General features: G+C 63.2%; 13 protein-coding genes. 6 read left to right on the top strand and 7 right to left on the bottom strand.

Going from position 1 to position 12,447, the window contains the following annotated elements:
• The first annotated feature begins 1 nt into the window (after position 1).
• From NR193_RS11295 to NR193_RS11280, 4 genes are read left to right on the top strand one after another with little or no spacing between them, the layout of a single operon-like run.
• Complete coding sequence (locus tag NR193_RS11295) at positions 2 to 1,393, top strand: aspartate aminotransferase family protein (RefSeq protein WP_256750915.1); 1,392 nt, start codon at positions 2 to 4, stop codon at positions 1,391 to 1,393.
• Positions 1,394 to 1,396: 3 nt separating this feature from the next.
• Positions 1,397 to 2,326, top strand: a complete 930-nt coding sequence (locus NR193_RS11290; RefSeq protein ID WP_256750914.1) for a 3-keto-5-aminohexanoate cleavage protein — start codon at positions 1,397 to 1,399, stop codon at positions 2,324 to 2,326.
• A 12-nt stretch (positions 2,327 to 2,338) separates the two neighbouring features.
• Positions 2,339 to 2,854 (top strand): GNAT family N-acetyltransferase, encoded by a 516-nt coding sequence (locus NR193_RS11285; RefSeq protein WP_256751026.1) that lies wholly within the window; start codon positions 2,339 to 2,341, stop codon positions 2,852 to 2,854.
• Positions 2,851 to 3,879, top strand: coding sequence for a histone deacetylase family protein (locus tag NR193_RS11280; protein ID WP_256750913.1), 1,029 nt, complete (start codon positions 2,851 to 2,853; stop codon positions 3,877 to 3,879). The genes NR193_RS11285 and NR193_RS11280 overlap by 4 nt, the downstream gene beginning before the upstream one ends.
• A 15-nt stretch (positions 3,880 to 3,894) precedes the next feature.
• On the opposite strand, the gene NR193_RS11275 is transcribed toward NR193_RS11280, so the two are convergent.
• The 3 genes from NR193_RS11275 to NR193_RS11265 all read right to left on the bottom strand — a co-directional run bounded on the left by NR193_RS11275 (position 3,895) and on the right by NR193_RS11265 (position 6,870).
• Positions 3,895 to 5,163 carry a cysteine desulfurase-like protein gene (locus NR193_RS11275; protein ID WP_256750912.1) on the bottom strand — a complete coding sequence of 423 codons (1,269 nt, stop codon included), beginning with the start codon at positions 5,161 to 5,163 and terminating at the stop codon, positions 3,895 to 3,897.
• Between the two features lie 47 nt (positions 5,164 to 5,210).
• On the bottom strand, positions 5,211 to 6,278 hold the full coding sequence (locus tag NR193_RS11270) for an aldo/keto reductase (protein WP_256750911.1): 1,068 nt from the start codon (positions 6,276 to 6,278) through the stop codon (positions 5,211 to 5,213).
• 118 nt (positions 6,279 to 6,396) lie between these two features.
• Positions 6,397 to 6,870, bottom strand: a complete 474-nt coding sequence (locus tag NR193_RS11265) for a hypothetical protein (RefSeq protein WP_256750910.1) — start codon at positions 6,868 to 6,870, stop codon at positions 6,397 to 6,399.
• A gap of 398 nt (positions 6,871 to 7,268) precedes the next feature.
• Between NR193_RS11265 and NR193_RS11260 the strand changes: the two genes are divergently transcribed.
• Positions 7,269 to 7,433, top strand: a complete 165-nt coding sequence (locus NR193_RS11260; protein WP_081294723.1) for a hypothetical protein — start codon at positions 7,269 to 7,271, stop codon at positions 7,431 to 7,433.
• Between the two features lie 53 nt (positions 7,434 to 7,486).
• Here the strand turns inward: NR193_RS11260 and NR193_RS11255 are convergent, their stop codons facing one another.
• Positions 7,487 to 7,993 (bottom strand): DUF1993 family protein, encoded by a 507-nt coding sequence (locus tag NR193_RS11255; RefSeq protein ID WP_256750909.1) that lies wholly within the window; start codon positions 7,991 to 7,993, stop codon positions 7,487 to 7,489.
• Positions 7,994 to 8,132: 139 nt separating this feature from the next.
• On the opposite strand from NR193_RS11255, the gene NR193_RS11250 reads away from it, so the two are divergent.
• Complete coding sequence (locus NR193_RS11250; protein WP_256750908.1) at positions 8,133 to 9,185, top strand: DUF1176 domain-containing protein; 1,053 nt, start codon at positions 8,133 to 8,135, stop codon at positions 9,183 to 9,185.
• A gap of 29 nt (positions 9,186 to 9,214) precedes the next feature.
• Here NR193_RS11250 and NR193_RS11245 read toward each other — a convergent pair whose 3' ends face one another.
• From NR193_RS11245 to NR193_RS11235, 3 genes are read right to left on the bottom strand one after another with little or no spacing between them, the layout of a single operon-like run.
• Complete coding sequence (locus NR193_RS11245; protein WP_256750907.1) at positions 9,215 to 10,102, bottom strand: S9 family peptidase; 888 nt, start codon at positions 10,100 to 10,102, stop codon at positions 9,215 to 9,217.
• Between the two features lie 33 nt (positions 10,103 to 10,135).
• On the bottom strand, positions 10,136 to 11,746 hold the full coding sequence (locus NR193_RS11240) for a molybdopterin-binding/glycosyltransferase family 2 protein (protein WP_256750906.1): 1,611 nt from the start codon (positions 11,744 to 11,746) through the stop codon (positions 10,136 to 10,138).
• On the bottom strand, positions 11,743 to 12,447 hold the full coding sequence (locus NR193_RS11235) for an XdhC family protein (RefSeq protein ID WP_256750905.1): 705 nt from the start codon (positions 12,445 to 12,447) through the stop codon (positions 11,743 to 11,745). Before NR193_RS11235 ends, NR193_RS11240 begins: the two co-directional genes overlap by 4 nt.

Below are 12,447 nucleotides of genomic sequence, written 5' to 3'. Positions count from 1 at the left end.
CATGTCGAAAGCCCTTCCTCAGACCGCCGCTGCCAACACTGACGCCCGGCCACCATCGCATCTGTTCTACCTGTCCAGCCTGCGCCGGCCGCTGATCGATCGCGCCGAAGGCATCTATATGTGGACGCAGGACGGCCGCCGCTTCATCGACGGCTCGAGCGGCCCGATGGTCGCCAATATCGGCCATTCCAACCGCAACGTGCTCGACGCGATGAAACGGCAGATGGATCGTGCCACCTTCGCCTATCGGCTGCATTTCGAAAATGAGCCGGCGGAGGAGTTGGCGCGGGAACTGGCCAGCAAGCTGCCGGAAGGCATGGACCGCATCTTCTTCGTCTCGGGTGGCTCGGAAGCGACGGAGTCCTGCATCAAGCTGGCGCGGCAATGGGCGGTCGCTACCGGCCAGGCAAGCCGCTGGAAAGTGATCACGCGCTTCCCCTCCTATCATGGCGGCACCTTGGGTTCGCTCTCCATTACCGGCGACGATGCGTTGGCCGAGACCTTCACGCCGATGATGCGCGTGATGCCGACCGTGCCGGCGCCGACCGCATGGCGCGACCGCGACAATCTTTCGATGGAACAGCGCGGCATCCGCTATGCCGACATGCTGGAGGAGAAGATCCTGGCCGAGGGTCCAGACAGCGTGGTTGCCTTCATCATGGAACCGATCGGCGGTGCGGCCACCGCGGCGCTGGTGGCGCCGGACAGCTACTATCCGCGCATTCGTGAGATCTGCGACCGCTACGGCATCCTGCTGATTCACGACGAAGTGATGTGCGGCGCCGGCCGCACCGGAAAATTCCTCGGCGGCGACCACTGGAACTGCAGACCCGACATCGTCGCACTGTCGAAGGGGCTGGGCTCGGGCTACGCGCCGCTTGGCGCGCTCGCCGCACCGATGCGGCTGGTGCAGCCGCTGCTCGCCTCGGGCGGATTCCAGCACGGCCACACCTATGCCGGCAACCCGCTGGCCTGCGCCGCCGGGCTTGCCGTGCTCGGCGAAATGGATCGGCTCGACCTGATCGCCAATGCGGCTGCCATGGGCGACGTGCTGATGGACGGGCTGAAGGGACTGGCGAAGCGGTTTCCGTTCATCGCCGACGTGCGCGGCAAGGGCCTGCTCACGGGCGCCGAGATGGTTGCCGATCCCGAGACCCTGAGACCCATCGACCAGAACAGGAAAGCCACGCAGCGGCTGCTCGACCTCGCCTATGAGCGCGGACTGATCATCTACGGCCGCAGGGTCAAGGGCGGCGTCGACGGCGACAATTTCATGGTCGCGCCGCCGATGATCGTCACCAGGGAGCAGGTCGGCGAGATCGTCTCCATCATCGGTGACTCGCTGGAAGTTCTGGCCACCGAACTCGACCTGCCGGTCGCAGGCCAGGGGTAAAAAATGGCGCCACGTAAAGTCATCATCACCTGCGCCGTTACCGGCTCGGTGCATACACCGTCGATGTCACCCTATCTGCCGGTGACGCCGGACCAGATCGCCACTGAGGCGATCGCCGCCGCCGAGGCCGGCGCCTCCATCCTGCACCTTCATGCCCGCGACCCCAGGGATGGGCGGCCGACCGCCGATCCGGACGTGTTCATGCAGTTCCTGCCGCGCATCAAGCAGGCTACCGACGCGGTGATCAACATCACCACTGGCGGCTCCTCGCTGATGACGTTGGACCAGCGGCTGGCGGCGCCGCTGCGGGCCGAGCCCGAAATGTGCTCGCTCAACATGGGCTCGATGAACTTCGCGCTGTTTCCGATGCTCGACAAGCCAAGGGAGTGGCAGCACGAGTGGGAGCCGAAGCTGCTGGAAGCCACGCGCGACACCATCTTCAAGAACACGTTCGCCGACATGGAGGGCGTTCTCGAGCGGCTGGGCAAGGGCTGCGGCACGCGCTTCGAATTCGAGTGCTACGATGTAGGCCACCTCTATTCGCTGGCGCATTTCCGCGACCGGGGGCTGGTGACGGGACCGCTGTTCATCCAGTTCGTGTTGGGCATTCTGGGCGGCATCGGCGCCGATCCGGACAATCTCGTCCACATGAAGCGGATCGCCGACAAATTGTTCGGCGACAGCTACCAGTTCTCGGTGCTGGCCGCCGGCCGCAATCAGATGCCGTTGATCTCGATCGCCGCGGCAATGGGCGGCAATGTCCGTGTCGGGCTGGAGGACAGTCTCTATGACGGCCGCCAGCTGGCGAAATCCAATGCCGACCAGGTGCGCCGCATCCGTGGCATTCTCGATGGACTGTCGCTGGAGGTTGCGACGCCCACGGAAGCGCGCGACATGCTGGCGCTCAAGGGTGGCGACCGGGTGGCGTTCTGAGATAAGACCGTGATCAAACCAACATCCAATGACGTCCTCATCCGCCCCGGCCGGATCGACGATGTCGAAACGATCCACGCGGCGATCCTGAAACTCGGCACGCACATCGGCGCGCCCGAGGAGATCATCTCGACAGCGGACGATCTCAGAACCTACGGCTTTGGTGAAAAACCGGCCTTCTCGACCCTGATTGCCGAAGTCGGTGGCGAATTCGCTGGCCTGTGCCTCTATTTCCCGATCTTTTCGACCTGGATGGGACGGCCTGGCGTCTATGTGCAAGATCTCTATGTCGAGGACCGGTTTCGCGGCCGCAAGATCGGCGAGCGCCTGTTGCGGTGCGTTGCGGCGCAGTGCCGGAAGGAAGGCGGCGTTTATCTCCGACTGTCCGTCGACAGCGACAATGAGGGCGCCAAGGCCTTTTACGAAAGGCTGGGCATCGCCTGGTCGAGCTATGAGCAGACGCAGAAGATCATCGGCGAGGCCTTTTTTGCCTTCGCTGACGCGCCAGAGAATGGGGAGCAGGAATGAAAGCCTTCTATGCCGAGGAACAGAAGCGCCATGACCCCAAGGCGTTCCTTTCGAGCGGTGCCGCGCAGCCCAATCCGGAAAAACCGGAGCGCGTCGAAAGATTGTTAGCCGGCGCAAAATCCGCTGGCTGCACGATCGAGCGGCCGCGCAATCACGGGCTCGGTCCGGTCGCGGCGGTGCACACGCCGGAGTATCTCGATTTCCTCGAACACATTTATGCGCGCTGGCAGCGCATCGAGGGCGCGTCGGCGGAAGTGATCCCCAACATCCATCCGATCGCGCGCAACGGCTCCTATCCGGCCTCGGCGGTCGGCCAGGCCGGCTACCACATGGCCGACACAGCCTGCCCGATCTCGGGCGAAACCTGGCAAAGCGCGCTGTGGAGTGCCTGGAGCGCGGTCGAAGCCGCCGAAGCGGTGATGGCAGGTTCGTCGGCGGCCTATGCGCTGTGCCGTCCGCCCGGACACCATGCCTTTGCCGATGTCGCCGGCGGCTTCTGTTTCATCAACAATTCGGCAGTTGCCGCCCAGGTTCTGCGCAAGACGGCATCGCGCGTGGCCATCCTCGATGTCGACCTGCATCACGGCAACGGCACGCAAGGCATCTTTTATGCACGGCCCGACGTGCTCACCGTCTCGCTGCACGCCGATCCGGTGCGCTTCTACCCGTTCTTCTGGGGTCACGCCGACGAACGCGGCGAAGGGCCCGGCCTCGGCTATAATTTCAACCTGCCCCTGCCGCGCAAATCCGCCGACGCCGCGTTTCTCGGGGCGCTTGAGGTTGCGTTCCAGCGCATCCGTGCCTTCTCGCCAGACGCGCTGGTCGTGGCGCTCGGTCTCGACGCGTTCGAGGGTGACCCGTTCGGCGGGCTTTCCGTAACCACGCCAGGCTTCTCGCGCATCGGCGAGGCCATCGCCAAGCTCGGCCTGCCGACGGTCATCGTGCAGGAAGGTGGCTATCTCTGCGACGAACTCGGTGACAATCTCACCGCATTCCTCACCGGCTTCGGCGGCAAGGCGCGGTGAAGGTCCAAGCTGGTCTCAGGAGCGCTGCTGCCTGAGCATGGCGATCACCCGGTGCACGCTCTCCAGTGTCTCGTCGATTTCGCCATATGTGTTGTAGTGGGCGATGCCTATGCGCACGACGCCGTGCTCGGCCGGGATGCCGAGCTGGTGGACGATCTCCCAGGCGTAGTTATGCCCGGACCACAGGAAGATGTTTTCGGCGTTCATCTGCCGGACGATCGTCTCCGGCACGATGCCGTCGACGGTGAAGGAAACGGTCGGTACGCGATCACTGAGCCGCTTCGGATCGGTGATACCATGGATGGTGAGGCCTGAAATATCGGACAGACCATCGATCAGCCTTTGCGCCAGCGGGTTCTCGTAGGCGATCGACACTGCGAACGCCTTGGCAATCTTCTGCCTTCGCGATCCCTTCTCGCCTGCCGCCGCGCCCAGTTCGGAGAAATAGTCGACCGCGGCCGAGAGGCCAGCCATCAGTTCGATCTGCGGTGTTCCGAGTTCGAAACGCTCGGGCAGGCCGTTCGACGAGCAGCGGCATTTGTAGGGCTTCAGACCATCGATGACGTCACGCCGGCCCCACAAAATGCCCATGTGCGGACCGAAGAATTTGTAGGCCGAGCAGATCAGGAAGTCACAGCCAAGGTCCTGCACGTCGATCAGGCCATGCGGCGCGAACTGCACGGCATCGACATAGACCAGAGCGCCGGAATTCTTGGCAATGGCTGTCAAAGCCCTCACGCGATTGATCGAGCCGGTCAGGTTGCTGGCATAGTTCAACGCGACCAGGCGCGTCTTCTGCGACAGCAGCCCGACCAGCGCCGCCTCCTCGACCTGCCAGCTCCTTTCGTCGAACGGCAGCCAGCGCACGACGAGACCGAGGTCCTCTGCCAGTTGCAGCCAGGGCGACACATTGCCCTCATGGTCCATACGGGTGAGGATGATCTCGTCGCCCGGCCTCATCGACCGGCCGAGCGTACGCGACATGTGGTAGGTCAGCGTCGTCATGTTGGCGCCGATGATGATTTCCTCTGGGCTCGCCGCACCGAGGAAATCGGCCATCGCCTGATGCGCCTCGTCGACGACAGCTTGAGCGGCGATCGTCGTTTCGAAATAGCCGCCGAGATTGGCATTGGTGGTGAGCAGACAACGCGACACCGCATCGGCGACGCTCTGCGGCACCTGCGTGCCGGCGGGGTTGTCGAGGTAGATGCGCCGGCGGCCCTTGTCGTTCAGGGAGAGAGCGGGAAACTTTCCACGCACTGCCTCGATAGGAAAGTCCACCATCATCTCCACCCCTTTGTTATTCCTCGTCAATTCTGCACTCGGTCCGATCAAGGACAGGGATTGCCGACCCGCTGGTGAATGGCATCCACCGCCTTCTGCATCTCTTCGGTCCAGGCGACGTCCACGGAAGACAGCGCCATATCGAGCTGCTCGACACTGGTGGCTCCGACAATGTTCGACGTGACGAAGGGCCTGCTCGACACGTAGGCATTGGCAAACAGCGCCGGCTCCAGGCCAAAGGAGCGCGCCAGTTCATTGTATTCAAGCAGCGCTTCGGCGGCATTTGGCTTCTCATAGCGCTGGCCGCGGTTGAACAGCTGCGAACGCGAGCCCTGCGGGCGCGCGCCATGGTCGTATTTGCCGGTCAGGTAGCCCTGCGCCAGCGGCGAATAGGCGAGCAACGATACATCTTCGCGCTCGCAGACCTCGGCGAGGTTCACCTCGAAGGTTCGGTTGACGAGATTGTAGGCGTTCTGAATCGACGCGACCCGCGGGCCGATCCCTTTGTCGGCCTCGGCAAGGAACCGCATCACGCCCCAGGAGCTCTCGTTCGACAGGCCGAAATGACGGATTTTTCCCGCCTTCACCAATTCATCGAAGACGGCAAGCGTCTCGGCGATCGGCGTTTCGTTGGTCGGGGCGCCGTCGGCATCGGCGCGCCGAGCCACCGCCCCGACACGCGTCGGATTGGCGCCCCAGGGAATATCCCGTTCCGGCCAGTGGATCTGGTAGAGGTCAAGATAGTCGGTGCCGAGCCTGGTCAGCGACTTGTCGATGGCGTCAAAAATATCCGCACGCACCAATTGCGAGGGTCGGTCGCCCCGAAACCAGCTGTTGGCCGTGCGGCCGACGACCTTGGAGGCGATGATCACCTTGTCTCGATTGCCGTTGGCCTTCATCCAGCTGCCGATGATCTTTTCGGTCCGTCCTTGCGTCTCCGCCTTGGGCGGGATCGGGTAAAGTTCGGCCGTGTCGATGAAGTTGACGCCGCGCGAAAAGGCCAGATCCATCTGGGCGTGGCCCTCGGCCTCGGTGTTCTGCTGGCCCCAGGTCATCGAACCCAGGCAGATCTGGGTAACAAGAAGATCGGTCCGACCGAGACGGCGTTTGTGCATGGAATTCTGCTCCGGAGGGAAAGCTGGCGCGGCTGCGCGGGGAGGAATTCGCATTTATAGGGAAAGCTGAGGCGCTCTCCAAGCCTTGGCAGGCCGACTTTTGCGTGAACCGAAGCGTTTAGCGGCGGGCGCCGGCCAGCGCGCGGCGCTTGGCCTCGTCGATCAGCATGTTAGCCACCTGCATCCGGATCATGGCGCGCTGGCGCAGATGCGGGGCGACACGATCGGGGTGGTTGGCGAAGGCAAAGCTGCGGCGCATGCGGCCGATATCGGCGAGCTGTTTCGGCTGATCAAGGCCGAGTTCGACGGCGATCGATTCCGGATCGATCGGCGGCAATTTTTCCTCGGGCTTTGATTCTTCGCCTGCGAGAGCCAGCTTGGCGTGGTCGAGCAAGGCGGCGAATTCCGTCGCCAGATCGGCGCCAGCCTCGCGATATTCGGTGGTAAAGCCGCTGCCCGAAACCTTGATGCGGCCGGAATGGAGTTCGTCGGCAACGGAGAGATAATCGAACGGGATGGACGGACGGGCGCCGGCCTCGTCGCCCTCAATCCCGTCGCTCTTGTCGGAGGCGACGAAGAGGTCGTCGAGCAACGAAGCGAAATCGCGCTTGGCGCTGGTAGCGATGTCAGCCTCCCTCTTGTCCGACCATGCGAGCTTCAGAGCATAGAACCGGCTCGTTAAAAATGCATGCCATCGATCTTGACGAATTTAGCCGTTCCCCGGACCGCTGCTCGGGCAGTTGCCGCCCACTGACAAAAAAGCCGGACTGCATTTTCATGCAGTCCGGAATTCGCCAGGAGTGGCGAGGAAAAGCCGGCCATGTGCCAGCGTTCAAGCTTACGGTCCGTGCCGGGCAAAAGTTTCACTCGGTCGCGCAAATACGGCCAAAAAAATCACCAACACATGGCAGGCATGCAAATGCTGCACTGCACAATTGTCACGATTCACCTATATTGGCAGGCGTGGAGGACCAATCAGGAGCCTGAATCATGGGTTTCTTCACTGAAATGTTCGCCCGGCCGCGCCCGCAGGAACATCTTAGGTACCGCGCGGCACTTGCGTTGCTTCATTCGATGAGCAATGCGGACCGTGCCGACATCGGCATCAAACCCGCCGATTTTCCGCGCATCGCACGCGAAATGTCCATTCGCTAGACGCTTGCCAGGGTTTCCCGGCAACAGCCGGGAAACCTCGACGTCCGCAATCGTCAGCGCGTTCCCAGGAATGTCGCCTTGCCCAGCGGTACGCCATTGTGGCGAAGGATGTCGTAAGCGGTGGTGAGGTGGAAATAGAAGTTGGGCATGGCCACATGCAGCAGATACTGCATGCCAGCCATCGAGGTTTCGCGTCCGCCAAGCTTCAACTCGATCACCTTGTTATCGGAGCCGTCGATGTCGGCGGCCGAAAAAGTCGCCAGATGCGCGATCGTCTTGGCGATCCTCGCCTCCAGATCGGCGAAGCTCGCTTCATTGTCCTCGTACTTCGGCACTTCGCGGCCGGCCAGCCGCGACGGTGCCCCCTTGGCATGGTCGGTGGCGATCTGCACCTGCCTGGTCAGGGCGAACATGTCGGGCGCGAGCCGCGCCGTCAGAAACACCTGCGGGTCGATCTTGCGGTCATGCGCATTCTGCTCGGCTGCCGCCAGCACGCTGGAAAGCGCTTTCAGTCTTGCCGAAAACACGGGCACGGAGGCCTCGTACATCGATATTGTCATGTGAAATCTCCTGTCAGGCCGGAACGCCGGAGGAAGGGACCTAGCGCCTTCGTGCACGATTCTTCAAGCACCCTGACACCACGTCACCACGCTGCCGCAATCGCCATAGTAGAATCTCCCTATCGAGCGGAGATTCCCGATGAGACGCGCCCTTTTCGCAGCGACTGCCTTTCTCTCCCTTGCCCCGACTGGCCAGACGGCACTGGCCGCCGACGATGCCCCCGAAGCACCCTATGTCGACGATCGGTCGAGCGCCGACGCCGTCATCCGGTCGCTCTACAGCGCCATCAACCGGCATGAATTCGCTCGCGCCTGGGGTTATTTCGGCGAGACCAAGCCGGCGAAGGATTTCGACAGTTTCGTCAAGGGCTATGACGGCACCGAAAAGGTCGAGGTCGAGACCGGCAGCGTCTCCGACGAAGGTGCGGCCGGCAGTATTTTCTACAACGTGCCTGTCGCCATCCGTGCCACGGACAAGACCGGCGGCGAAAAGGTCTTTGCCGGTTGCTATACGCTGCGCCAGGTGAATGCGCAGATCCAGGCGGCCCCGCCCTTCGATCCGATCCACATCGAAAAAGGTGCGCTGAAACCCTCCACTGCCGATTTCGAGGCAGCTCTGCCATCAAGCTGCGGCGACGGGCCGCCGCCACCGAAGAAGGACGCGGCGCTGGAGCAGGCCAAGAGGGCCTTTCTGGCGACCTATGGAGCCCAGTGCGACAAGAACCTTCTCGCCAATGAGCCGGATACTTTCTCGATCAAGTACAAGGACAAGGATGCGGCTGCCAGCGACCCCGAAAGGGAAACGCGGCTTTTCCATTTCTCCTGTTCGGCCGCCGCCTACAATGAAAGCTCCATCTACTACATAAGCGACGATGTATCCGGCGTAAGGCAGTTGCAGTTCACCGAACCGGAGATGGATATCCGCTATGTGAACAACGACAGCGAAGGCAAGGTCGAATCCATGCATATCGTCGGCTTCCAGACGACTGGCTGGGCGACCAACTCGGACTATGACCAGGATGCCCACACGATCACCACTTTCAACAAATGGCGCGGCGTCGGAGATGCTTCGTCATCGGGCACCTATCTGTTCCGCAACGGCGATTTTTCGCTGGTTCAGTACGATGTCGACGCATCCTATGACGGCGAGGAGAACCCGCAGACGGTCGTCGACTACAACACCGCGCCCTGAAGGTCGGACGGGCTTCCGGGCAGCGTTGGTCAGGGTGCCTTCGACAGCATCCAGTTCAATGTGCCGCGCCAGTCGGTCATGCGGATCGGCGTGCCGTGCGTGCCCGTCTCGAAGCGGACGAAGCGGGTCGGGTAGCTCTTTGTTTTGGCCAGTATCGAGCGAAAGAATGCTTCCTGGTTTGCCACGGGAAAAACCACATCATGGCTGCCCTGGCCGAAGAACACCGGTACGCGGCGCTTGAAGGCGGGACTGGCGAAAAAACTCTCGTCCCATAGCGAGCCGAGCAACAGTAAGCCGTTGATACGGCCACCGGTGTCCTTGCGGACGGCGAGCTTCCAGCACAGCGCGCCGCCCATCGAGCCGCAGGCGACGAAGATTTTCGCGCCCGGCGACTGTTCGGCGTAGTGATCGATCAGCGCCGCCACCTGCGCCGCTCCCGTATCGCCGAAATCGGGAAAGTCAGGCGACAGATAGAGGCCGCCATTTTCGGCCATCAGGTTCTTGAGGCGATTGAAATTGCCGCCGAAGGTGAAGTCGTCGACGCCTTGCTTGCGGCTGCCACCCTGCCCATGCAGATAAAGCACGATGATGCCGGCACCCTTGGTCTTGCCGACGGCAACATGTCTGACATCGCCGGCATCGGTCTTCAGCAGCAGATCCTGCTGCACCTTGCGCACGCCGGTGTCAGTGTATTGGGGGTGCACGCGGCGCTCGGGCACCTCGTCGCGCTGGTTGATGTCGCGCATCTCGCGATAGTCGATGACCGTGTAGGCGCCGTTGGTGTCGGACGAGAGCGTGGCCGGATAGGCGAAGAGATCGTCCTTGAAGGGTTTCAGCGACAGCGTCTGACCTTGGGCGGCCGACACCAATGCTGCCGCGGTTGCAAGGACACAGAAAAATCGGAAACGGAAAGACATGCCAGCAGGCATGCGTAATTCGGCTTGGGTTTGTCAATCCTGCAGCACGCCGCCGGCACCCTCGAGCGCTTCGCGGGTATCGACGTCGACGGATGCCGCTTCGCCGATCTCGACATCGATGACATCGAGCCCCTCGGCCTCGACCAGATGCCGCGCGCCGGTATCACCTTCGAGATGGGCAATCGCCGGAAACAGCGAGCGTGGCAACAGCACCGGGTTGCCGCGCTTGCCCTGGTGCGAGGCGCGGACCACCGAATTGCCTCCGGCCTTGCGGAACGCATCGACCAACCTGTCGAGGTCATCAGACGAGACACCCGGCATGTCACCGAGAACGATCATCACGCCGGCGGAGTCTTCAGGCAGATAGGCAATGCCGGCTTTCAGCGATGTGGACAGGCCGTCGGCGAAATCGGGATTGTCGGCGAAGGTCACATCCAGCCCCGCCAGCGCCGCGCGCACCCGCTCGCGCTGATGGCCGGTGACGACGATCGTGCCCGAAGCCTTCGAGCCGAGTGTGCGCTCGGCGGTGCGGCGCACCAGCGGCTTGCCGTCGAACAGCGCCAGCAGCTTGTTCGGCCCGCCCATGCGGCTCGACCGCCCCGCCGCCAGAAGCACGATTCCGACCTTGAGCTGGCTTTTGGGCGGCAGCGGTTCGCGCGGCTGCGGCCGGGTCGGGATTTCCATCAACAACCCGCCGACCCCCATGCCGGCGATGTCGCTCGCGGTGACGTCGAGGCCGGCAACCAACCGGTCGAGCACCCAGTCGAAGCCGTTCTCCTTCGGGCTGCGGGCGCAACCGGGCGCGCCGATGACGCGCTTGCCGCCGAGCGTGCCGAGCACCAGCAGATTGCCGGGATCGACCGGCATGCCCGCGCGGATAACAGTACCACCCGCCTTCTCAATCGCCGCCGGAACGACGTCGGAGAAATCGCTCATCGCCGAGGCGCCGAAAATCACCACAAGGTCGTTGTCGCGCGCCAGCGAGGCCGCGGCCTCCGCCACCGGCGCGATCTCATGCGGCGTGCGGCGCTCCGCCGTCAACCTGCCGCCGGAGCGCGCCAGCCGTGCTTCGGTGACGCGAAGCGTCTTGTCGAGCACACTCGGCTTGATCCCTGGCAGCACCGTCTGGATGACGCCGACGCGCACTGGTTGATAGGCGTTGACGGCAAAGATCTCGCCGCCGGCACAGATTCTTCTGACCGCATCGACCAGGGCAGAGGCGACGGCGAAGGGAATGATCTTCACAGTCGCGACCATCTGGCCTTTTTCGACCGGCGCATGCCGAGCCAGCGTTGCGATGGTGATGGTCGGATCGACGGCGTTGATGGCGTCGATCATCGCCGCGTCGACGGTGAAGATGCCGGCCGCTTCGGCGTGGAGGTTGACGCGGCCGGTGGCCGCAGGCTTTGCCTCGACATTGCGATGGCGCATGCTGGCGGCGATCTTTTCAGCTGCCGCATCCTCGCCGAGATCATCAGGGGCAAGCACGGCCCCGACGACTTCGGTAATCCCGGCGGCTTTCAGCTCCGACAAATCGTCCGCGCTCAGACGGTGCGCCTTGCGGAAGCGCCGTTCTCCCGCGGTGGTGGCATGAGCCAGCACCGCCCCCTCAGCCGCCTCGATCGGTATCGGACCGAATTTCACGCCGCCGCACCCTTGGCATCGAGGCCGCGCGAGCGGAAAGCATGAATGGTCTGGGCGAGAACGGCGACAGCGATCTCGGCCGGGCTGGCGGCACCAATGTCGAGCCCGATCGGCGCGTGAAGACGGGCTATCTGGTCGGCGGTCGCGCCCAGAGCCAGCAAGCGTTCGACGCGCTTGGCGTGCGTCTTGCGGCTGCCAAGCGCCCCGACATAGAAACAGTTGGCGTCAAGCGCCGCCTTCAGCGCGAAATCGTCGATCTTCGGATCGTGGGTGACGGCGGCAAGTGCCGTGTAACTGTCGAGCGGCTGGCGCTTCAGCACATCCTCCGGCCATTCGGCGTGCAAGGCGATATCGGGAAAGCGCTCGGGCGTGGCGAAGGCCGTGCGCGGATCGATGATCTCGACAGGGTAGCCGGCGATTTTCGCCATCGGCGCCAGCGCCTGGCTGATATGAACCGCGCCGATCACCACCAGGCGCGGCCGCGGCAGATGCGCATTGAGAAAGAAGGTCCGCCCTTCGGCCTCGACCGAACCGGAATTACCGGTGCGGAACGCCTTGGCGATCGCGGCGCCGAGATCGCCGGCGACCTGATCGCCTTCGCGCACGATGCGGTCGCGTCCATCACCAAGGTCGGTGACAAGGATCGCCGCGCGGCGGGCGCGTCGTTCGGCGTTGAGGGTTTTCAGCGCATAGGGATCCAT

It is taken from the genome of Mesorhizobium sp. Mes31, from assembly GCF_024519675.1.
Classification (GTDB): domain Bacteria; phylum Pseudomonadota; class Alphaproteobacteria; order Rhizobiales; family Rhizobiaceae; genus Mesorhizobium.
The sequence above is the reverse complement of the archived record's forward strand: the minus strand, read 5'-3'. Positions and strand labels throughout refer to the sequence as shown.